The organism is Halorussus rarus (genome assembly GCF_003369835.1).
In the GTDB taxonomy this organism is placed as follows: Archaea; Halobacteriota; Halobacteria; order Halobacteriales; family Haladaptataceae; genus Halorussus; species Halorussus rarus.
Window position 1 is genome coordinate 1,224,014 of record NZ_QPMJ01000001.1, and the last position, 21,341, is coordinate 1,245,354.

Annotated in this window: 21 protein-coding genes; 13 read left to right on the forward strand and 8 right to left on the reverse strand. The window is 70.5% G+C overall.

Annotated elements, in window-relative coordinates; genetic code table 11:
• Nucleotides 1-279: 279 nt before the first annotated feature.
• The 5 genes from DVR07_RS05900 to menE all read left to right on the forward strand — a co-directional run bounded on the left by DVR07_RS05900 (nucleotide 280) and on the right by menE (nucleotide 6,121).
• Nucleotides 280-1,173 carry a 1,4-dihydroxy-2-naphthoyl-CoA synthase gene (locus tag DVR07_RS05900; RefSeq protein ID WP_115795816.1) on the forward strand — a complete coding sequence of 298 codons (894 nt, stop codon included), beginning with the start codon at nucleotides 280-282 and terminating at the stop codon, nucleotides 1,171-1,173.
• A gap of 138 nt (nucleotides 1,174-1,311) precedes the next feature.
• A complete protein-coding gene (locus DVR07_RS05905; RefSeq protein ID WP_115795817.1) occupies nucleotides 1,312-2,331 on the forward strand; it encodes an NAD(P)/FAD-dependent oxidoreductase in 1,020 nt (339 codons plus the stop codon).
• A 184-nt stretch (nucleotides 2,332-2,515) separates the two neighbouring features.
• Nucleotides 2,516-3,457, forward strand: a complete 942-nt coding sequence (locus DVR07_RS05910; protein ID WP_205254490.1) for a 1,4-dihydroxy-2-naphthoate polyprenyltransferase — start codon at nucleotides 2,516-2,518, stop codon at nucleotides 3,455-3,457.
• Nucleotides 3,454-4,485, forward strand: coding sequence for a mandelate racemase/muconate lactonizing enzyme family protein (locus tag DVR07_RS05915; protein WP_115795818.1), 1,032 nt, complete (start codon nucleotides 3,454-3,456; stop codon nucleotides 4,483-4,485). The genes DVR07_RS05910 and DVR07_RS05915 overlap by 4 nt, the downstream gene beginning before the upstream one ends.
• Nucleotides 4,478-6,121: an o-succinylbenzoate--CoA ligase gene (menE, locus tag DVR07_RS05920; protein WP_115795819.1), complete on the forward strand. Its 1,644-nt coding sequence runs from the start codon at nucleotides 4,478-4,480 to the stop codon at nucleotides 6,119-6,121. Before DVR07_RS05915 ends, menE begins: the two co-directional genes overlap by 8 nt.
• A 138-nt stretch (nucleotides 6,122-6,259) precedes the next feature.
• On the opposite strand, the gene DVR07_RS05925 is transcribed toward menE, so the two are convergent.
• Nucleotides 6,260-7,135, reverse strand: a complete 876-nt coding sequence (locus DVR07_RS05925; protein WP_115795820.1) for a CPBP family intramembrane glutamic endopeptidase — start codon at nucleotides 7,133-7,135, stop codon at nucleotides 6,260-6,262.
• A 149-nt stretch (nucleotides 7,136-7,284) separates the two neighbouring features.
• On the opposite strand from DVR07_RS05925, the gene DVR07_RS05930 reads away from it, so the two are divergent.
• The 3 genes from DVR07_RS05930 (at nucleotide 7,285) to DVR07_RS05940 (ending at nucleotide 9,574) form a co-directional block, all read left to right on the forward strand.
• A complete protein-coding gene (locus tag DVR07_RS05930) occupies nucleotides 7,285-8,094 on the forward strand; it encodes an NRDE family protein (protein WP_115795821.1) in 810 nt (269 codons plus the stop codon).
• A gap of 26 nt (nucleotides 8,095-8,120) precedes the next feature.
• Nucleotides 8,121-8,465, forward strand: a complete 345-nt coding sequence (locus DVR07_RS05935; RefSeq protein WP_115795822.1) for a helix-turn-helix transcriptional regulator — start codon at nucleotides 8,121-8,123, stop codon at nucleotides 8,463-8,465.
• A 146-nt stretch (nucleotides 8,466-8,611) separates the two neighbouring features.
• Nucleotides 8,612-9,574 carry an MOSC domain-containing protein gene (locus tag DVR07_RS05940; RefSeq protein ID WP_115795823.1) on the forward strand — a complete coding sequence of 321 codons (963 nt, stop codon included), beginning with the start codon at nucleotides 8,612-8,614 and terminating at the stop codon, nucleotides 9,572-9,574.
• A 36-nt stretch (nucleotides 9,575-9,610) separates the two neighbouring features.
• On the opposite strand, the gene DVR07_RS05945 is transcribed toward DVR07_RS05940, so the two are convergent.
• The 5 genes from DVR07_RS05945 to gatC all read right to left on the reverse strand — a co-directional run bounded on the left by DVR07_RS05945 (nucleotide 9,611) and on the right by gatC (nucleotide 14,785).
• Nucleotides 9,611-10,432, reverse strand: coding sequence for a universal stress protein (locus tag DVR07_RS05945; protein ID WP_115795824.1), 822 nt, complete (start codon nucleotides 10,430-10,432; stop codon nucleotides 9,611-9,613).
• Nucleotides 10,429-11,871 (reverse strand): APC family permease, encoded by a 1,443-nt coding sequence (locus DVR07_RS05950; RefSeq protein WP_115795825.1) that lies wholly within the window; start codon nucleotides 11,869-11,871, stop codon nucleotides 10,429-10,431. The genes DVR07_RS05945 and DVR07_RS05950 overlap by 4 nt, the downstream gene beginning before the upstream one ends.
• Before the next feature lie 182 nt (nucleotides 11,872-12,053).
• Entirely contained in the window at nucleotides 12,054-12,986 is a 933-nt protein-coding gene (locus tag DVR07_RS05955; protein ID WP_115795826.1) for a polysaccharide lyase, read from the reverse strand.
• A 106-nt stretch (nucleotides 12,987-13,092) separates the two neighbouring features.
• A complete protein-coding gene (gene gatA, locus DVR07_RS05960) occupies nucleotides 13,093-14,370 on the reverse strand; it encodes an Asp-tRNA(Asn)/Glu-tRNA(Gln) amidotransferase subunit GatA (RefSeq protein WP_115795827.1) in 1,278 nt (425 codons plus the stop codon).
• A gap of 115 nt (nucleotides 14,371-14,485) precedes the next feature.
• A complete protein-coding gene (gatC, locus tag DVR07_RS05965) occupies nucleotides 14,486-14,785 on the reverse strand; it encodes an Asp-tRNA(Asn)/Glu-tRNA(Gln) amidotransferase subunit GatC (RefSeq protein ID WP_115795828.1) in 300 nt (99 codons plus the stop codon).
• Nucleotides 14,786-15,072: 287 nt separating this feature from the next.
• On the opposite strand from gatC, the gene DVR07_RS05970 reads away from it, so the two are divergent.
• From DVR07_RS05970 to DVR07_RS05985, 4 genes are all read left to right on the forward strand, one after another.
• Nucleotides 15,073-16,041 carry a transcription initiation factor IIB gene (locus DVR07_RS05970; protein ID WP_115795829.1) on the forward strand — a complete coding sequence of 323 codons (969 nt, stop codon included), beginning with the start codon at nucleotides 15,073-15,075 and terminating at the stop codon, nucleotides 16,039-16,041.
• Between the two features lie 80 nt (nucleotides 16,042-16,121).
• Complete coding sequence (locus DVR07_RS05975) at nucleotides 16,122-16,604, forward strand: NUDIX hydrolase (RefSeq protein ID WP_115795830.1); 483 nt, start codon at nucleotides 16,122-16,124, stop codon at nucleotides 16,602-16,604.
• A gap of 165 nt (nucleotides 16,605-16,769) precedes the next feature.
• Nucleotides 16,770-17,291 carry a hypothetical protein gene (locus tag DVR07_RS05980; RefSeq protein ID WP_115795831.1) on the forward strand — a complete coding sequence of 174 codons (522 nt, stop codon included), beginning with the start codon at nucleotides 16,770-16,772 and terminating at the stop codon, nucleotides 17,289-17,291.
• A 96-nt stretch (nucleotides 17,292-17,387) separates the two neighbouring features.
• Nucleotides 17,388-18,377 carry a hypothetical protein gene (locus DVR07_RS05985; protein ID WP_115795832.1) on the forward strand — a complete coding sequence of 330 codons (990 nt, stop codon included), beginning with the start codon at nucleotides 17,388-17,390 and terminating at the stop codon, nucleotides 18,375-18,377.
• Between the two features lie 20 nt (nucleotides 18,378-18,397).
• On the opposite strand, the gene DVR07_RS05990 is transcribed toward DVR07_RS05985, so the two are convergent.
• On the reverse strand, nucleotides 18,398-19,531 hold the full coding sequence (locus DVR07_RS05990; protein WP_115795833.1) for an asparagine synthase C-terminal domain-containing protein: 1,134 nt from the start codon (nucleotides 19,529-19,531) through the stop codon (nucleotides 18,398-18,400).
• Nucleotides 19,531-20,214 (reverse strand): CehA/McbA family metallohydrolase, encoded by a 684-nt coding sequence (locus DVR07_RS05995; protein WP_115795834.1) that lies wholly within the window; start codon nucleotides 20,212-20,214, stop codon nucleotides 19,531-19,533. Before DVR07_RS05995 ends, DVR07_RS05990 begins: the two co-directional genes overlap by 1 nt.
• Nucleotides 20,215-20,386: 172 nt before the next feature.
• Between DVR07_RS05995 and DVR07_RS06000 the strand changes: the two genes are divergently transcribed.
• The gene (locus tag DVR07_RS06000; protein ID WP_115795835.1) at nucleotides 20,387-21,157 is read left to right on the forward strand and encodes a hypothetical protein; all 771 of its coding nucleotides are present in this window, start codon (nucleotides 20,387-20,389) and stop codon (nucleotides 21,155-21,157) included.
• The last annotated feature ends 184 nt before the right edge of the window (nucleotides 21,158-21,341 follow it).

The window sequence follows — 21,341 nt, forward strand, 5'->3', positions numbered from 1 at the left end:
GCGAGCGCAGGCTCGTCAGAGCTCTGCTCTGAAGGTGGACGAGTAGCGCAACGAGGAGCGAAGCGACGACGCGAGCAACGCAGTCGGCTGGGGCGGGATGAGGCTCGCGGTCGCGGTGCGGGGCGGGACACAGGTGACGGCTGAAGCTAGCTGATCGCGGTCTTCGTTGTTCGATCGGCCTCGATTCCACCAACCCCGTAGTCGATTGGTCGAGCCAATCCACGCCCCCGGAAATCCGAACGAGGAATCTTTTTGCGGAATCCGCCCCCACGCCGACACATGGTATCCGAGATCTTCGACCCCGAGAAGTGGGAGGCCGCCGGTCCCGACTTCGACGACGTCACCTACCACCGCGCGGTCGACTCCGGGACCGTGCGCATCGCGTTCGACCGCCCCGGGGTCCGCAACGCCTTCCGCCCGAAGACCGTCGACGAACTCTACGACGCGCTCGACCACGCCAAACGCCAGACCGACGTGGGCTGCGTCCTGTTGACCGGCAACGGCCCGTCGCCGAAGGACGGCGGGTGGGCGTTCTGCGCGGGCGGCGACCAGACCGTCCGGGGCGAGGAGGGCTACGAGTACCGGGGCGAAGATGGCGAGACCGACCGGGCCGCGAAGGGCGGCCGGCTCCACATCCTCGAAGTCCAGCGGCTCATCCGCCACATCCCCAAGCCGGTGCTCTGCGTGGTGCCCGGGTGGGCGGTCGGCGGCGGCCACAGCCTGCACGTAGTCTGCGACATGACCATCGCCAGCGAGGAGCACGCCGTCTTCAAGCAGACCGACCCCGACGTGGCGTCGTTCGACGGCGGGTTCGGGTCGGCGTACCTCGCCAAGCAGGTCGGCCAGAAGAAGGCCCGCGAGATATTCTTCCTCGGGAAGAACTACGACGCCGAGGAGGCCGCCGACATGGGCATGGTCAACGAGGTGGTGCCCCACGAGGACCTGGAGGACATCGCGCTGGAGTGGGCCGAGGAGATGAACTCGAAGAGCCCGACGGCGATGCGGATGCTCAAGTACGCCTTCAACATGACCGACGACGGGATGGTCGGCCAACAGGTGTTCGCCGGCGAGGCCACCCGACTGGGATACATGACCGACGAGGCGAAGGAGGGCCGCGACGCGTTCGTCGAGGGCCGAGAGCCCGACTTCGACGAGTTCGACTGGCACTACTAACGACCTTTTGACTACCACCTTTTTTCTTCGTCGGGTGTCGAGGTCGAGACCTACTAACCGACCCCTGAACTCCATCCCTCCCGGCCGCCCTCGCCGTCGCCCGCCGACTTAAGGCCGTCAGGTTCCTACTCCTACCCGATGACTGACAACGTCCGGGAGTACGAGGTCGCGGTGGTCGGCGGCGGGCCCGCGGGGCTCACGACCGCGCTGTACACCACCCGACTGAGCCACGACACGGTCGTCGTCAACCGGGGCGGCGGCCGGGCCGCCATGATGGCCGACACGCACAACGTCATCGGCATCACGGAGGACGTCTCGGGCAACGAACTGCTCCGGACCGCGCGCGAGCAGATCCAGCACTACGGCGCCGACTACGTCCGAGGGTACGTCGAATCGGTCGAGCGTGCCGATGACGGCCGGTTCCGCCTGGGCACCGACGGCGACGAGTTCGTCGCGGAGAAGGTCGTCCTCGCGACGGGATTCAACGACGTCCGACCCGACCCGCCGCTGCCACCGACCGGTCGGGGCCTCCACTGGTGTCTCCACTGCGACGCCTACATGTTCGTCGACGAGCCGGTGTTCGTGATGGGGGCCGGCGAGTCGGCCGCCCACGTCGCGATGATCATGCTCAACTTCACCGACGAGGTCGACCTGCTCACACGGGGCGACGACCCGACGTGGAGCGAGGAGACCGACCGCCAGCTCCGCGCCCACCCCGTCGACATCGTCGACGACGAAGTCACCGGCATGGAGAAGGCCGACGACGGCTGGCTGGCGGGCTTCGAGTTCGAGGACGGCACCTTCCGGGAATACCGCGGCGGCTTCCCGATGTACGGCTCGGACTACAACGCCGAACTGGTCGACCAGCTCGGTCTGGAGCGCAACGACGACGAGACGGTGGCGGTCGGCGAGGCGGGCGAGACCAGCGTCGACGGCGTCTACGCGGTCGGCGACCTCACGCCGGGCCACAACCAGATTCCGGTCGCGATGGGCGAGGGCGCCAACGCCGGCATCGACATCCACTACGCCCTCCGGGAGTTCCCGAAGTCCGTCGAGGAGATCGAGGCCGAGGGAGAGGTGTCGGCCGACGAGGTGCCGGGCATGTCCGACGAGCTGCGCGAGGCGGCCCGGGAGTTCAACGCGGCCGGCGACGACTGAGGTTTCGACGGGACGTCACCCCGCTTGCGGGTCGGCCGCGACCGCGATTTAAGTGGTTCTGGCGACAAGGGGTAGATACGGACGGAGAACGCTTCTCTCGGACATCCGATTCGGTAGCCGCGGTGCTCGCCGCCGCGCTCTCGAAACCGCAGACGCTATTGTTCACTCGCCGTAACCTCCGACAATGAGCGACATGGCTACCGACCGCTCCCGCCGCGAGGCGTGGCTGATGGCCGCCCGGCCCCACACCCTCCCGGCGGCCGCCGCGCCCGTGGTCGTCGGCACCGGACTCGCGTTCGCCGTCGGCAAGTTCGCGCCGCTGCCCGCGCTGGCGGCGTTCGTCGGCGCGGCCCTCATCCAGATCGGCACCAACTTCGCCAACGACTACTACGACGCCGTGAAGGGCGTCGACACCGACGAGCGCGAGGGGTTCACCCGAGTCACCCAGTCGGGGCTCATCGCCCCTCAGTCGGTCAAGCGCGCGATGTACGCCACGTTCGCCCTGGCGATACTCGTCGGCGTCTACCTGGTCTACGTGGGCGGCCTGCCCATCCTCGTCATCGGCCTCGCGAGCGTCGCCTCCGGCATCGCCTACGCGGGCGGGCCGTACCCGCTTGGCTCCCACGGCCTCGGTGACCTGTTCGTCTTCGTCTTCTTCGGCGTCGTGGCGGTGACGGGCACCTTCTACGTCCAGGCCGCCAGCCTGCTCGCCGGGCCCTTCCCGCTGGGAGTCCCGGAGGGCACCGTCACGCTCGCGGCGTTCGCGGCCAGCCTCCCGGTCGCGGCCATCTCCACGGACATCCTGGTCGTGAACAACGTCCGGGACCTCGAGACCGACCGCGAGGCCGGCAAGCGCACCCTGGCGGTCATCCTCGGCTACCGCGCGAGCAGGGCCGAGTTCGTCGGGCTGCTCGCGCTCTCCTACGCCGTTCCGTTCTGGTTCTGGCTCGCCCGCGACTACTCCCCGGCTGTCCTGCTCCCGCTCGTGACGGTCCCGTACGCCGCCGACGTCACCCGGACAGTCCTGACGGACACCTCGGGCGAGGCGCTCAACCCCGCGCTGGCCCGGACCAGCAAACTGCTCGCGGCGTTCTCGGCGCTGTTCGCGCTGGGTCTGATAGTATGAACGCCGAGCTCCGCCCGTTCTCGCTCCCGCTGGCCGACCCCCTCGACACGGCCCGCGGCGCCGTCGAGCGCCGGGAGGGGCTCCTCCTGAGAATCGAGGCCGACGACGGCGCGGTCGGCGTCGGCGAGGCCGGCCCGCTGCCCGGGTGGACCGAGCACCACGACGAGTGCGAGTCGGTGCTGACCGACGCGGTCGACGCGATCGACACCGGCGAGGACCCGGCCGACCTGCTCGCAGACCTCGATGCGACCCCGGCCGCGCGCCACGCCCTCGACCTCGCGCTGGCAGACATGGCGGCGTCCCGCGAGGGGGTTCCCCTGTACCGATATCTCGGCGCGGACGGCGCGGTCGAGAGCGTCCCGGTGAACGCGACGGTCGGCGACGCGCCGAAGGCCGAGACGGTCGGCGCGGCCGAGCGCGCCGCGACGGCCGGCTTCGACTGCCTGAAGCTCAAGGTGGGCGCCCGCTCGCTGTCTGCGGACATCGAGCGAGTCGAGGCCGTGAGCGACGCCCACAATGACATCGAACTCCGGGCCGACGCCAACGCGGCGTGGGACCGCGGACAGGCCCAGCAGTTCCTCGACGCCGCGGGCGACCGCCTCGCGTACGTCGAGCAGCCCCTGCCGGCGACCGACCTCGCGGGCCTCGCGGCGCTCTCGGGCCCGGTCGCGCTCGACGAGACGCTGTCCGCGGTCGACTTCGACGACGCGCTCGACGCCGACCCCGAGGCGGTCGTCCTGAAGCCGATGGCGCTCGGCGGCCCCCACAGGGCGGCGGCGCTCGCCGAGCGCGCCCGCGAAGGAGGCGTCTCCCCGGTCGTGACGACGACCATCGACGCCGCGGTGGCCCGGACCGCCGCGGTCCACGTCGCGGCCGCGATCCCGTCGGTGCCGGCCTGCGGGCTCGCCACCGCGACGATGCTGGAGGAGGACCTCGGACCGGACATCGCGCCGGTCGCGGACGGACGGGCGGTCGTTCCCCAGGGCACCGGTAACGGCACCGCGGACACGTGGGGGTACCATGACTGACGCGCCGGAGTCGGCGGATGCGGCGGGAGACGCGACCGCGCGGCGAGCGATCGACGCGCCGACCCGCGACTGGCTGGCCGACCGCGCGCGGGCCGCCCCGGAGTCGACGGCGCTGAACGAGGCCGACGGCGGAACTCGGTGGACGTACGCCGAACTCGACGACGCTGTCGACGAGACCGCGGGCCGACTCGCTGCGCTCGGTCTCGGAGAGGGCGACCACCTCGGCGTGCTGATGGAGACCCGGCTCGCGTTCGTCCGACTGGTCCACGCCGCGATGCGACTCGGCGCGGTGCTGGTCCCGCTGAACGCCCGGCTCACTCGCCCCGAGTTGGCCCGGCAGGCCGAGGTGGCCGACCTTGACCTGCTGATCTGCGAGGCCGACACGGAGAGCGAGGCGCTTTACGCCTCGGAGCAGCGAGCGGGGAGGGACGACCCGCGAGCAGACGCCGCGGCGATTGCGGACGTGCCGGTGGCGTCGGTCGACTCGCCTGCCCCTGCGGAGGGAGACGAGTCGGCGACCGCGCTTTCGGCGACCGACCCCGTCGACTTCTCGCCCGCCGAGTGGTCGCGGTCGGACCGCCAGGCTTTGCTCTTCACCTCCGGCACCACGGGCGACCCGAAGGCCGTGGACCTCTCGATGGGGAACTTCCTGGCCAGTGCCGTCACGTCGGCGTTCCGGCTGGGCGCGACGCCGGACGACCGCTGGCTGCTCTGCCTGTCGATGTACCACATGGGCGGGCTGTCGGTCGCCCTCCGGTCGGCGCTCTACGGCGGGACCGTCGTCCTCCAGGAGGGCTTCGACGCGGGCGCCGCGGCCGACGCCATCGCGGAGTACGGCGCCACGGGCGTCTCGCTGGTGCCGACGATGCTCCGGCAGATGCTGGACGAGCGGGACGCGCTCGCCGGATCGCTCCGTTTCGTCCTGCTCGGCGGCGCGCCCGCCGGCGACGACCTGCTCGCGCGCTGCGAGGCCCGCGGCGTGCCGGTCCACCCGACCTACGGCATGACCGAGACCGCCTCCCAGATCGCGACCGCGCGACCCCGTGAGGCGTTCGCCCACCGGGGGACCGTGGGCAGACCGCTGCTCTGGACCGACCTGACCGCGGTCGACGACGGGGGCGACCCCGTTCCGGCGGGCGAGACAGGGGAGCTCGTGGTCTCGGGGCCGACGGTCGCCAGGGGGTACTACGACGACCCCGAGGCGACCGAGGCGGCGTTCGGCGAGCGCGGACTCCACACCGGCGACGTGGGGTATCGCGACGAGGCGGGGCGGTTCTGGGTCCTGAACCGCCGAGAGGACCGCATCGTCACCGGCGGCGAGAACGTCCACCCCGGCGAGGTCGTCGAGGCGCTCCGCGAGCACCCCGCAATCCTCGATGCGGCGGTCGTGGGCCTCGACGACGAGGAGTGGGGCGAGCGCGTTGCGGCCCTCGTAGAGCCGGAATCGGATGCGGATGCCGACCTCTCGCCGGCGGAGATCGAGGCCCACTGCCAGGACCGCCTCGCCGGCTACAAGCGGCCCCGGACGGTCGCGTTCGCCGACGAACTCCCGCGGACCGCTTCCGGGACGGTCGAGCGCGAGGCTGTCCGGGAGCGACTCGGCAGTGCGAGTGGAGACGGCGCGGAGGAAACCTGACGTCGCCAGCCGAGTACGGCGGCCCGTTCGACCGGCGTGCTCCGCGAACGGTTATCGAACTCCGCCCCGGCCGGAGCGTATTCTGGGATCGAACCGACGGAACCACCGCGGACCGTTGGGCGACGAGCGATACCCGGGTCACGTCGTAACGCCGAGCGTCGACCTCGGCGCGGTGACGACCCACCGGCGGTACAGCACGACAAGTAGGCCGTAGCACACCGCCATCAACCCCCAATTTGGCCACGCGACCGACCCCCCAGCGACGAACAGCGGGGAGAAGTCGCCGATCCCGTGGAGGAACGCCACGAGATACAGATTCCGCGTCAGCGCGTAGATCGCTCCGAACGCCACTCCGCTGAGGGCGAGCAGCAGGAGCAGGCCGAGAACGCTCCCCAGCGTGGGGTCGTCGAGGATGAGGATCGTCGGGACGTGTATCAGCGAGAACGCGGTCGCTGCCGTGACGATTCCGACGACGATCTGAAGCCGGTCACTCCCGCGGTCGACCAGGGACGTCACCTTGTTCTGGAGGTAGCCGCGGAACGCCAGTTCCTCGGCCGGCCCGACGAAGAGGTAGTAATGGACGCCGCCAGCGACCGCGGCGGGCAGCGAGTAGTCGTACGGCGCGGAACGGGCGTGCGCGAAGAACCCGACCGAGAGCTCGTTCCCGCGGAGCACGACGAGACCGGCGGACAGCACGTTGAGCACCAGAACGAGACCGGCCGTCGCGACGAGCGCCGGATACAGCAGTCGGACGGCGAACCCGACGTCGCGGAGCCGAACCCCCTCGTACCGTAGGACGAGCACGGTAACGCCGAACTGGACGGCCGACGACGCGATACCGAACAGCTGTTCGGCGGCGACGCTGGACTCGGCGCCGAACAGACGCGCGAACAGGGCGTTCGAGGCGAGCGCCCAGACGGCGAAGAAGAGGAGCAACGCGACCGCCGGCCGGACTCCGTGGCGAAACGACGGCGACCAGCCCGGGTCCGCCGACGGAGAGGACGTTGTCGACATGCTCGACGTGACGAGCCGATGCCATTATTATCGTGACGATATCCGAGCGACCGGATGCGGTGGCGCGGTCGGGAGTCAGTCGAATCGGTTCCCCGTCGGGTCTAGCCGTGGTCGAGAGCTTTTAGCACCGCAGGTCCCTACTTGCAGTCGTGTGCACTCTCATCCTGGCGTGGCAGGTGTTCGACGGGACGCCCGTCGCCGCCGCGGCCAATCGCGACGAGGCGACCGGTCGCCCCTCGCGGCCGCCCGGAGTCCTCGGAAGCGAAGCGACCGGGGGTTCCTCGGGGACTCGCTCCGACGGTGTACTCGACGACGCCCCGACCGTGATCGCGCCCCGGGACGAGCGGGCCGGCGGGACGTGGATAGGGTACAACGACGCCGGCCTGTTCGTCGGCGTGACGAACCGCCGGGCCGACATCGAGGGCGAACGCTCGCGCGGGCTGCTGGTCCGCGACGCGCTGGCGAAGGAGAGCGCCTCCGACGCGGTCGCGCACGTCGAAGCAGAGCTCGCCGAGCGCGACTACGCCGGGTTCAATCTCGTCGTCGCCGACGCCGATCGGGCGGTCCTGCTGGAGTGGGACGGCGTGCTCCGGACGACCGCCCTCGACCCGGGCGTCCACGTCGTGGTCAACGAGGGGTACGACGGCGAGGCCCCGAAGTCGGCCCGCATCCGCGAGGTGGTCCACCCCGTCGATGACGAGACCGCGACCGAGGCGTGGCTCGACCGGATGAAGGGCGTGCTGGCCGACCACGACCTCGGCGTCTGCGTCCACGGCGACGTCGCCGGGTCGCACCCGGCGGATCAGCCGGAATCCGCTGATTCCGGCGGAGGGTACGGCACCCGGTCGTCGTCGCTCGTCGCGCTCGACGACTCGGGCGCGGGTCGCTACTGGTTCGCCGACGGGCGCCCCTGCGAGACCGACTACGCGGCGGTCGACGCCGCCGACGGTCAGATTTAAACCGTCCGCGGCCCGAGGGTTTCCACATGGCAGCATCCGAGGCCGACCTCACCGAGGAGGAGCGCGCGGGGCTGGAACTCGTCCGGAAGTCCGGCGGCATCCACCAGAGCGACTTCTGGAAGGAGCTCGGCGTCGACTCCCGGAAGGGCAGCCGCATCGTGGAGTCGCTCGACGAGAAGGGGCTGGTCCAGCGCGAGGAGACCGTCTACGACGGTCACAACACCTACCTCATCACGCCGGCGGCCCGCGATCTAGACTTCTCGCTGCTGATGGCCGGCGACATGCTCTCGCCGTTCATCGGCGAGGAGGAGGTCGACGCCGAGAGCGACGCCTTCTCGCAGTGGATCATGAACCTCGCCTACAGCGAGTAGCGACGTTCCACCTCGACGCGACCGACCCACATTCCCGACCGACCTCGCGTCTTAGACCGAGCCCGAGTGCCCGATTCGGTCCGGCGCAACGACGCGTTTCACCCCCTTCAGTGGCTTTTTGCCGGACACCGACGAATTCTCCGGCCATGTCCGACTGGCACGGCGACCACCCCGTCGCCCGGCTCGACGACGCCGACCCGCACCTCGCGCACCTCCAGTACTTCCCGGTCAAGTCGCTCGACTCCGAGCCCCGCGACCGGGCGACGCTCGCCACCGACGGGGCGCTCGCCGGCGACCGGGAGTGGGCGATCCTGGACCGGCCCGCGGACGAGCCCTACGACCCCGCCGCGGCCGACGTCGGCGGGTCCGGCGACTACGTCAACGGGAAGAAGACCGACGCCGTCCACCGGCTCCGCTCGACGTTCCACCCCCGCGACGCAGACGGCGGTGACGATAGCGCCCGCGACGGTAGTGCCCGGGATTCGGGCGGACCGGCGGTCACGCTCCGCGAGCAGGGCGCCGGCGAGTCAGGAGCCCGGCGCTTCCCGCTCGCCGACGCCGGCGACGACGAGGCCGCGGTCCACGCCGACCTGAACGCCCGGCTCTCGGAGTTCTTCGGGCGCGAGGTCAGCGTTCGCCGCGACGACGCCGGCCAGCACGACGACCGGGAGCGCCACGGGCCGACCGTCGTCTCGACCGCCACCCTCCGGGAGGTCGCGGCGTGGTTCGACTTCGACCTCGAGTCGGCCCGGCGGCGGTTCCGGGCCAACCTCGAGATCGGCGGCGTCCCGCCGTTCTGGGAGGACAGACTGTTCGCCGACGCGGGCGAGGTCGTCCGCTTCCGAATCGGGGACGCCGAACTCCTCGGCGTCCATCCCTGCCAGCGGTGCGTCGTTCCGGGTCGGGACCCCGACACGGGCGCGGAGACGGTCGATTTCCGCGAGACGTTCATCCGGCGCCGCGAGGAGACCACGCCCGAATGGACCGACAGCGACCGGTTCGACCACGCCTTCCGACTGATGGTCAACACTCGCGTCCCGGCGGCGTCGGCGGGCGAGCCCGTCGCCGTCGGGGAGCCGGTGGAGCGAATCGGCACGAAGACGGAGTGAGCCCGCCGGGGATGCCGACCTGCGGCGAGCGACCGGCTATCGGTCCGGTCGGTCGTCGGGTGGCGTTGGTTCTCCGTCGGGTTCTGTGGCGTCGGCTTCCCGACGGTCCGCGACGTTCGCACCGTCACCGTCGTCGACTGCGGGCAGCCGTCGGACCACCAGGGCGGGCGTCACCGACTGGGACGCGACCTGCTCGGACACCTCGCCGAAGAACAGTTCCCGGACCGAGGGCCTGCTCTCGCCCATCACGACGAGGTCCGCGTCGCTCGCGGCCGCGACGAGCGTCTTCCGGGGCGTCTCGGAGACGACGACCTCCTCGCGGAACCGGTCGGCGGCGACCCCGTCGGCGGCGAGCCGCTCGGCCGCCGCTTCCACGAGAGCTTGGCCCTCCCCTCGCTCATCGTCCGTTTCGGCGACGTGGTAGAGGGTCGCCGTCGCGTCGGTGGCCTCGAGCACGGCGGCCACCAGCATCGCGATGCGCTCGACGTTGACCTCGCCGCGGAGCGGGACCAGCACGTCCTCGACGGCCTGGGCGGGGTTGTTCAGCAGGACGGCGTCGCAGGACTCCTCGACCGCGACGCGCTCGAACGTCTGGGTCGGCTCGTGGGTGAACACCATCCGGGTCTCGACCGTCCCGCCGGCGTCAGCGAACGCCGCCGCGAGGTCGTCGAGTTCGCCCTGCATGCGCTCCTCGAACTGCATCCGGGCCTGTCCCGGCGGAGTCTGCTCCGGGAGCTCGTGGTAGCCGACCAGTTCGACTGAGACCCCCGACAGCGCCTCGATGAGCGCCGGGGCGAGGCTCTCGCCGTCGAGGACGGCCAGCGGGACCAGCACCGTCGGTTCGTCCGGGACGCTCATAGCGAACCCCGCAGTCGGACGTCGGCCGCGTACACGCGATACCAGACGGCCGCGCCGACCATGATACTGACGCCGACCACCTGCGAGAGCGGCTGCATGAACGCGACCAGACCGAAGCTGGCGACCGCCCCGAGCACCGGCACCGCGGGGTAGCCCGGCACCGTGAACGACGGGTCGTACCACCCGGGGTCCGAGCGCCGGAGCCGCACCAGCGCGACGCAGGTCAGCCCGTACATCACGAGGTGGAGGAACGACGCCACCTCCGCCAGCACCTCGACCCGCCCGATGGCGACCAGCAGGAGCACCGGCCCGCCGGCCATGACCAGCGCGACGTGGGGCGTCCCCCACCGGAGGTTCACCTCGCTCACGCGCCGGGGAACGAGCGCGTCCCGGCTGAGCGCGTACAGCGCGCGCGAGGAGCTCAGGATGGAGGCGTTGGCGCTCGACAGGGTGGCCAGCAGGCCCGCGACGAGGATGGCCACGGCGCCGGTCGGCCCGAGCAGGTCGCGGGCCACCGCCACGATGGCCGTCTCGCCGAGTTCCGCGAGCCGGCCGCTCGACAGCGCGCTCGTCGCCACGAAGATGGTGACGACGTACAGCGTCCCGACCGCGAGGACCGACGCGACCATCGCCAGCGGGAGGTTCCGGGAGGGGTCCTTTATCTCGCCCGCCACCGTCGCCACCTGCGCGAATCCGAGGTAGGAGGTGAACACCAGCGCGGCAGTCGTCACCACCGGGAACGCCCCGTACGGCAGGAACCGCTCCGGGGCGGTCTCACGGCCGAACACGCCGAGCGCGTCGAAGACGCCGTAGGTCAGGAATCCGACCAGGACCACGATCAACAGGCCGACGACGGCGTTCTGGAGCTTCGCGGCGTTCTCGGTCCCGGTGAGGCTGACCGCTGTCAGCAGGACGCCGAACAGCAGCGCCAGCGGCGTCACCGGACCGACGCCGCCGACCGAGACGCCGAGTTCGGCCAGCGCGGCCACGGCGTACTGGCCGAAGCCGACGAGGTAGAACGCCGAGGCGAACACCAGTCCGAGCCAGATGCTCAGGCCCACCACGGCGCCGAAGGCGGTCCCCATCGCCCGCGAGACGAAGTAGTAGCCACCGCCGCTCCGGGGCATCGCGGTCGCCAGTTCGGAGGTCGGCAGCGCGACGAGGAGCGCGATGACCGCCCCGATGGCGAACGAGAGGGCGGCCGCGGGGCCGGCCTCCCCGGCCGCGATTCCGGGGAAGACGAAGATGCCCGCGCCGATCATCGTCCCGACGCCGATGGCGACGCCCCCGCCGAGCCCGATAGTCCGCTCCAGTTCGACCCCGCCCTCGTGGACGGTGGCCTCCGCGGTCGTCTCGCCCTCGTCGGGGTGGACGCCTTCTCCCTCGGCTTCCTCCGGCGGAGGTGGTGCGCTAGACCCGGACTCGGCAGGGTCGCTCATACAAACCCGTGACGGGCGAGCTACAAATGTCTATGTGCGAATCGGTTCCCGTATCGGACTCGGCCTCAGAGGTGCGTTCCGGAGGGCCGGTGAGTCGGGTGCCCGGAACCCCGACGCTGGACATCCCGCCATCGCCGAACTGCCATCTGACGAACGGAGTTGAGTCCGGCGGTTCGAGGGGTTCAATCATCGGACTCAGATTGCTGCGCCGGCTCGTCCACACTGTGGAGTCTCGACTTCCACAGTCTGAGGTCGTCGAAGTACATCTCGACGTCGTCCGGAGCCGAGTAGTCGCCGCCGTAGTAGACCGAGAACCAGAAGCCCTGGACCTTCAGCCGGTCGACGTCCCGGAACCGGACGTCGGTGACGTCGAGCGCCAGGTCGCCGTCGACCCACCCCTTCACCACGCCGTCGTCCTCGCCCGGCGTGTTCAACTCGACGTAGTTGTCGATGCGGTACCACCGGTCGGCGTCGAGGAGTCCGTGGCCCCCGACGTCCCACTCGAAGTGCGTGCCGTACTCGCCGTCCATCTCGGCGTGGTAGACGTACGAGGCGAGCATGACGTGGCCGTCGTCGCCGTCGGGATCCCTGAAGTTCATCCGGGCCGACCAGCCGTCCGTCCCGTCCGAGGGTCGCCCGCCCCAGCCGGCCCTGCCGTAGGTGCCGGCCGGCCCGGGCAGTTTCCCGCTGTCGTCGTGGCCGACGTCGGACTCCGAGGGGACGTACAGCATGTACCGGCTGTGGAGCCGTTCGGGCTCGGACTCGCCCGCCTCGGCGAACCGGTACCGCATCCGGGTGCCGTAGTGGTCGCCCTCGGGGACCGCGACCGACAGCGACTCCGAGGCGCCGTCCGGGCCGTCGACGATGCGGTTGTGGTCGGTCAGCTCCGCCGACGTGAATCGATTGGCGTACCCCTCGCCGGCGAACGGAATCCGGACGTCGGGGTCGACCGGCGGCGACTCCGGGAGCCGGACCGGGGTCGAAAAGAGTGCGGTCGCCGCAATGCCGGACGCGACGCCCTTCAGCAGGTCCCGGCGGTCGAACCCCCGACGCGTGCGTCGCTCGTCGTCGTTCGGGTGCGACTCGTCGACGGCCCCGTCGGCGTTCTCGGTCATGGATCCCACGCTCACCCCGTTCCCCCGGCCGCCGCTCCGGGGCGTCAGCTGTGAACGGAGGTTGGAACGAGAAGCATATCAATTCCGCGGCCCGGGTCCGACCGCGTCAGTTCTCGACGGCGCTACCGACGCGGATGATGTCGGCCTCGCCGAACGCCGGGGCGATGAACTGGACGCCGACCGGGAGGCCGCCGTCAACCTCGCCGGCGGGCACCGAGATGGCCGGGAGGTCCGCCAGGTTCACCGGAACCGTGTTGGCGTCCGCGAGGTACATCTGGAGCGGGTCGTCGAGGCTGTCGCCGACCGCGAACGGCGGGGTCGGCATCGTGGGGCTCGCCAGCACGTCGACCGACTCGAACGCCTCGTCGAAGTCCTGCCGGACCCACGCCCGGGCGTCCTGGGCCTGCTTGTAGTACTTGTCGTGGTAGCCCGCCGAGAGCGCGTACGTCCCGAGCAGGATGCGGCGCTTGACCTCCTCGCCGAACGCCTCGCGGGAGTTCGAGAAGGCCTCGTTCCAGTTGCCCTCGAAGCCGCCGGACTCGCCGTAGCGCACGCCGTCGAAGCGCGCGAGGTTCGAGGAGGCCTCCGACATCGCGATGACGTAGTAGGCCTCGACCGCGTGCTCGACCGAGGGCAGCGACACCTCCTCGACGGTCGCGCCCCGGGATTCGAGGTCGTCGAGCGTGGCCTCGAAGCGCTCGCGGACGCCCTCGTCGGCGCCCTCGACGAGTTCGGTCGGGACGCCGACGGTGGTGTCCTCGACGTCGCCGGTGGCGGCGCTCGCGTAGTCCGAATCGGCGCCCTCCTCGCGGGTGGTCGCGTCGCGGGGGTCCGGGCCGCTGATGACGTCGAGGAGCGCGGCGGCCTCCTCGACCGTGGGCGCGAGCGGGCCGATCTGTTCGAGGCTGTTGGCGTAGGCGACGAGGCCGTAGCGCGAGACGAGGCCGTAGGTGGGCTTGATGCCGACGACGCCGCAGAACGCCGCCGGGTTCCGGATGGAGCCGCCGGTGTCGCTGCCGAGCGCGAGGTCGGCCTCGCCCGCGGCGACGGCGGCCGCACTCCCGCCCGACGAGCCGCCGGGGACGCGGCCGGGGGCGACCGGGTTCTCCGCGGGACCGAACGCCGAGGTCTCGGTGGTCGACCCCATGCCGAACTCGTCCATGTTGGCCTTGCCGACGATGGTCGCGCCCGCGTCCTTCAGCTTCTCGACGACGGTCGCGTCGTACGGCGGCACGTAGTCTTCGAGCATCTCGGACCCGCAGGTGGTCCGGACGCCCTCGGTGCTGATGTTGTCCTTGACCGCGACGGTCCTGTCGGCGAGGGGGCCGTTGGCCGCGCCCTCGACGGTCTCCTCGGTGATGAATACGTTGTGGTCTGCGCTCATTGTGTGGTGGTCGTGGTTGCTCTGGCGAGGATCGGTGGTCGTTCCTCGGATGCAGTTCGTGGTTGTCGGTGTGCTGGTGCGGATGGCGGTGGCGGTGCGTCGCGGGAGACGCCGGTTACGAGACGTTCGGCCCCTTTAAGTAGCCGTCCTCGGTCTCGGGGGCGTTCGCCAGCGCCTCCTCCTGGGAGAGGCAGTCGCGGGCCTCGTCGGCCCGCATCACGTTCACGAGGTCGGTCTCGCGCTCGACCTCCGGGACCTCCTCGAGCGTCTCGAAGTAGTCGAGGATGTCGCCGAACTGGTCGGCGAACCGCTCGACCTCCTCGTCGTCGAGGCCGACCCGCGCGAGGTCGGCGACGTGGCGGACCTCCTCGGGACCGGGCGCGGCGTCGTCGGACCCGTCGGACGTGTCGCTCATGTGCGTCACAACCCGCGGGGCGGCGGTAAGGGTTTCGATACCGACCCCTCGAAACGAGTATTAAAGGTTGGTGAATCGTGGGGTCGGCGGATGAGCGTTGAACGCGGACAGACGCGCCGGAAACGGCCGAGACGCGCCGAACGGAGAAATCGGTCGAACCGGTCGTTGCCACAGTCTTTAAGTAACAACGGGCATTACTAGGAGACGTCTTCTGAACCCGGTTATCCACCGTCCCTCTGGCGGAGTGTCGGCTCATCTACCCCTGGCTGTCTCACTCAACTTCCACCATGACCGAAACACGAACCCGAACCCACACCGACGAGCGAACGAACGACGAATCCGAGCGCGAGTCCGAGCAGCATCGCTGCCCGGAGTGCGGCGGCAACCTCGTCACCGACGACGAGCGCGGGGAGACCGTCTGCGCGGAGTGCGGACTCGTCGTCGACGAGGACCAGATCGACCCCGGGCCGGAGTGGCGCGCGTTCGACTCCAAGGAGAAAGACCAGAAGTCCCGGGTGGGCGCCCCGACCACGAACACGATGCACGACAAGGGGCTGTCGACCAACATCGGCTGGCAGGACAAGGACGCCTACGGCAACTCGCTGGGGTCGCGCCAGCGGGAGAAGATGCAGCGGCTGCGCAAGTGGAACGAGCGGTTCCGCACCCGCGACTCCAAGGAGCGAAATCTCAAGCAGGCCCTCGGCGAGATCGACCGCATGGCCTCCGCGCTCGGCCTGCCGGACAACGTCCGGGAGACCGCGAGCGTGATCTACCGGCGGGCGCTCGACGAGGACCTCCTGCCCGGCCGCTCCATCGAGGGCGTCGCCACCAGCGCGCTGTACGCCGCGGCCCGGAAGGCGGGCACGCCCCGAAGCCTCGACGAGATTACCAACGTCTCGCGGGTCGACAAGGACGAGATCGCCCGGACGTACCGGTACGTGGTCCGCGAGCTCAACCTCCAGATTCAGCCCGCCGACCCCAAGAGCTACGTCCCGCGGTTCGTCTCGGACCTCGGCGTGAGCGAGGAGGTCGAGCGCCGGGCCCGCGACCTGCTCGACACCGCGACCGAGAAGGGCATCCACAGCGGCAAGTCGCCGGTCGGCCTCGCGGCCGCCGCGGTGTACGCCGCCGCGCTGCTCAGCAACGAGAAGGTGACCCAGAGCGAGGTCAGCGACGTCTCGGACATCAGCGAGGTCACGATCAGAAACCGCTACCACGAGCTGCTCGAGGCGAAGGAAGACGGCATCGCGCCCTGACGGCCCTCTTTTCCCGAAACGCGGCCACACTCGTAGCTGTTCCGTAAACCGGAAGTCGCCGGTCCGACTCGGTCTTCGGCATGGAGACGACCCGTCACTTCACCGCGACCGCCTACGTCGTCCACGATGGCGCGGTCGCGCTGCACCACCACGACCGGCTCGACATGTGGCTGGCGCCCGGCGGCCACCTCGACCGCGACGAACTCCCGCGCGAGGCCGCCCGCCGGGAGGTCCGCGAGGAGACCGGGCTCGACGTGACCCTGCTCGAACCCGAGACCGACGTCGCGGTCGAGGCCGGTCGGGAACTCGCGCCCGCCGAGCACGTCATGCTCTTCGACATCGACGTCTACCCCGACGGCGGGGTGGGCCACCAGCACATCGACCACGTCTACTTCGCTGCGGCCGAGAGCCGCGAGATAGCCCCGGAGGGCGACGACGAGGCCGACGCCGAGGAGTGGGAGTGGTTCACCGCCGAGGCGCTCCGGACGACCGACCGCCTGACGACCGAGGTTGTCCAGATCGGCCTGGAGGCCATCGCGGCGGTCGAATCCCGGACGGCGTAGCGGCGTGGGGGCGTAATTCGCCGAGGGTTTCTGCTACGAGGACATCGTCTCGTTCGGACAACCGACGGCTTTCCGCCGAAATCGCCGTTCGAGCAACTTCAAATCTAGACGTCATTTTATTACTTGAGAAGGTTAATTAACCCCCGATAGCAATATCTCGCTTACATGAGTGTCGGTGAGGTCAGCGCTCCCGACGGCGACGACGGCGGCTCCGCCCGGTTCGACGCCGAGCTCGAGTCGACCGAGGAGGTCCGCCTCTCGTGGGAGGCCTCGGGGGTGCGGTGGGCGAACCAGTGGGGTATCGACCCCGAGACCCCGACTGCGTTCGCCGCGACCGACCGGCGCATCCTCTTCGACGCCGAGTCGGGCACGAACTCCATCGGCTACCGGCACGTCCGGGCGGTCAAGGTCGACGCAGCGGGCGACGGGCTCGACCTGTCGATGGCGTTCGTCGGGTGCGGCGGCCTCTGCCTGCTCGTCGGCCTCCTGGTGGCCACCGACGACCTCGCGAACGGCGTCGGGCTCGTCCTGCTGTCGGTCATGCTGCTGGTCGCCGGGAGCGCGGTCGGCGACGCGCCCGAGCGCGCGACCGTCACCCTCATCATCGACAACGAGCGCCAGCGCCTCTCGTTCTCGGTCGACGAGGACGTGGGCGAGCGACTGGCCGAACTCGCCTCCCGGTTCTGAGCGAGACCGGGCGAAGCAGTCGGCCGGAACCGGGAATAATTCCGCGCTAGTAAGTGTAGCAAAACTACTTTGTACGCCGGCCGACACCGGCCGAGCATGCCGACACGCCGCCGACTCCTCGCCGTCCTCCCGAGCGTCGCATTCGCGGGCTGTCTTGGTCGAACCGCCGGTCCCGGCGGGTCCGACACCGCCGCGACGGACTTCGACGGAACGACGACCGACCCCGCGACCACGACCGCGCTCCCAGAGGATCTGGTCCGCCGGAACGGTCGGACGGTCGTCGACTTCCCGGGGACGTCCGACGGCGAGGTCTCCGTCTCCGCATCGGAGGGCGTCACGGGCGTCACATTCTCGGATGCCGCCGATGCCGACTTCGAACTCACGGCGGTCGCAGACGGCAACGTAGTCGTCGGCGAGGGCCGCCTCGCGGCGTCGCGGACGCTGACGCCCGCCGACGAACCGCGGGCGTTCGTCGCTCCCGTCTACCGGAACGACGAGGGGTTCGAGTTCCGGGCCTACGCCAACACCGCGTTCCGCGAGATGGGCACTCTGCACCTCCTCGCCGCTCCCGGCCGGTCACTCGTCGGTGACGACGCCGTCTCGCGGCCCGCCGGGTTCGAGTCGATCACCGGGAACGTGGGCCGGACCACCATCTCCGCGGCCGACGTCGAGGGGGCGGAGGCGGGCGCACCGCTCTCTGTTGCACTGGTCGACGCGTCGCTCGAATCGCTGCGCTCGGGGAACGGCAGCACCGCGAGCGGTGTCGTCCTCCAGCACACGCGGGAAGTGCGGGAGCCGTCACCGAAGGCCGTCTTCCGGTTCGAGTTCGGCGACGGTTCGGTCACCGTCACCCACCACGGCGGGGACTCGATAGCGGGCGGTAATCTCGCCGTCAGGATCGGCGACGAACCGACCGGCGCGGCGTTCCCCGAGGAGGTCACGGCCGGCGACTCGGTCTCGGTCGACCTCTCGGGCGTCGAGGCAGGGACGTCCGTCAGGGCGGTCTGGACCGCGCCCGAAGGCGACCGTTCGGCGGTGCTGGCAAAGACGACGGTTCCCAGCGACGAGACGACTACGGTCGGGTGAAACCGACGTCCGAGTCGGAACTACTCCTCGACCAGCGACGCGACGTACCGCGAGACGTGGTCGTCCATCCGGCGCTTGAACCCGGCCTGTCGGGCGAGCCGGTCGAGTTCGCGCGCGACCAGGCTCCCGTACTGGACCGCCTTCTTCTCGCGGAACGCCACCCCGTCGGGCACGAACTCCCGGGCGGCGAGCCGGAGCGCCTTCTTGCGCTCGCCGCGAGAATCGACCAGCAGCCCGCCCGGCAGTCGGAGCGCCGACCGGACCACCCGGTCGTCGAGCAGCGGCGCGACCGGCTCGACCCCGGCGCGCCGGAGCGCCAGCACGTCGCGTTCCAGTTGCTCGGGCAGCGTGTAGAGCATCTCTCGGCCCGCGCCGCGGATCGTCTCGGCCTCGACGCGGGGGTCCTCCGGGGCGCGCGCGACCTTCGCGTACCCGCCGAACAGCTCGTCGGCGCCCTGTCCGACAGCGAGCCGGTCGAAACCGTCGGCCGACGCGCGCTCGGCCGCCAGATAGAGCGGGAGCGCGATCTGGACGTCCATGGCGTTGGTCCGGCCGGTCGCTCCCGCCACCTCCGGCACCGCCCGCTCGAGGTCGGCGGGGGAGAGTTCGACCACGCGCAGGTCGGCCTCCCGGTCCATCAGTCGGGCGGCCCGCCGCGCCGCTTCGACATCGTGGCTGTCGGGAAAGCCGACGACGTAGAGGGGCGCGTCTAGCGCACTCGCTACCACGGCCGAGTCGACGCCGCCCGAGAACGCGACCGCGGTCCCCGCCGACTCGACAGAATCGAGCGTCTGGCGCAGGGCGTCCCGGAGGTCCGCGACGGCGCGTCGGTCGTCGGTTGTCGGCGCCGGGTCGGGCAGTGAGAGAACGCGCCGAGGGCTCTCCCCGCCGGGCGAGAGGGCGTGACCCGCCTGAAGGGGTTCGGGGTCGACGAGGTCGTCTGGCGAGAACCCCCAGGCGCGGTCGCCTCGCCCGGTCGAGCGCTCGGCGGACTCGACGAAGAGAGGCTGCCGACCCAGTACGTCGCGGACGAGGCGGCCGTCGGGGAGCCGGCCCGCGAACCCCGCGGTGCCCGAGAGCGCCTCACCGGCTTCGACGGCGCGCGCGACCGCCTCGGTCTGCGCGCCGCGTAGTTCGGCGTCGTCCGTCGCCATCAGAGGATCTCGCCGATCCGGTTCTTCACCCGGCGCTTGGCGCCGCCCGCGGCCTGGCGGAAGCTCACGTGCCAGGGGGTGCGCTTGCCCTCGACGCTGGTCCGGCCGTCGAGGATGGCGTCGAGTATCGCCGTCGCGCTCCGGTCGTCGGCGTCGATGCGGGTGACGGCCTGGCCGACCATCTCGCCGATGTGGGCGTCGCTGCCGGCGGTCTGGGGCAGCCCGCGGCGCTCGGCGAACTCCCTGGCCCGCCGGTTGCCACGGCCGGTCAGCAGCCGGGAGTTGTACACCTCGATGGCGTCGGCCTCCACGAGCTCCGACTCGGTGATGTTGGCCATCACGCCGCTCCGGGACTTCTGGTACGGGTGGGGCACGACGGCCACCCCACCGAGGTCGTGGATGCGGTCGAGCGTCTCCCCGAACGACAGGCCGGCGGGCACGCGCTCGGTGATGCCCAGCCCGAGGACGTGGCCCGCCGCGGAGCTGATCTCCATGCCCGTGATGCCCACCAGCCCGTAGTCGCCGGCCTTCTCGGCGGCTTCGAGACTGGCCTCGATCTCGTCGTGGTCGGTAATCGCGAGCGCGTCGAGTCCGACGGCGGCGGCCTGCTCGAGCAGCAGGTCGACCGAGTCGCGGCCGTCGTACGAGAGCGCCGAGTGGGCGTGTAGCTCGACCGATAGCACGGATGGTGATTGGCAGGGAGGTGGCAAAAACGCCTCGGTACGCCTCGCACCGGCGAGGCCGCGGCGCCCCAAGAGACCGACGCGAACGCGCCGGCAGCCCCCCGGCCTTATCCGAGAAACCGAGTGATGTAAGGATGCCAATACTTTTTGCCGTCGGCACCGAGAAGTCGGTATGCGCCGCCGCCACCTCCTCGTCGGAATGACGACCGGGCTCGCCGGGGTCGCGGGCTGTCTCGGTTCCGGTCGGAAGAGCGAGGCCGATTCCGCCGACGGCGGCACAGCTACCACGACCATGCCCGAACTCGCCGCTCCTTCTGACCGCGTCGACTCGAACGCGTACCTCACGACCCTCGAATCGCGCATCGATGCGAGCGGATTCCCGGACCCGGACCCCGGCCTGATACCGTCGCTGACCGAGGCCCGGTTCGTCGTCGACGCTGCGACCGATGCAGGGAACCAGGAGTTCGCGTCGGCGGTCTCGGACCTGCGCCGCCCGGTGTTCGAACCGCTGGCGGACTTTGACGCGACGATGGCTCGGGCGCGGGAGACGACGGTGAATGATCCGGAACAGTTCGTCGAGGAGCACCTGAGCCGGCGCGAGCGGACCTTCCTCGACTACCCGGCGCCGCCCCACCACTTCATCGAGGCCGCCGAGAACCGGGGCCGGCAGGTACTCGATACGACGGCCCGGCGCGCGGAACTCCGAGAGGCCGTCGGCGACTCCCCGTCCACCTATGTCGACCACCGGTTGACCGTCGAAACGGTCGTCGCGGGCGGGACGGACATCGGTCGCGAGGTGTATCCGGAGTGGGCCGAACGAGATAGCAGATCCGGCATCGAGTACGACTCGGCGGACCATTACGCGGACATCGTCGCCTTCAACGGCGCGCTGGCAGCCGAGGCGATGCTCGAGCACAACGGCAAGATCGTCACGCCGCCCTGAATCCCGCCGTTTCTGTTTGGCCGGGAACGCGTCCCGAGTCGATATCCGACCCGGTTCCAGAACTCCGTTTCCCCGACAACCGGTAGCTTCGGGCCTCCTCGCGACCGTTGCTGAAAGCCGCGATTTCCGCGCAGAAGGCGATATTTCGTATATCGTTATTTGGTTTATCTGTCGGTGGCGGGCC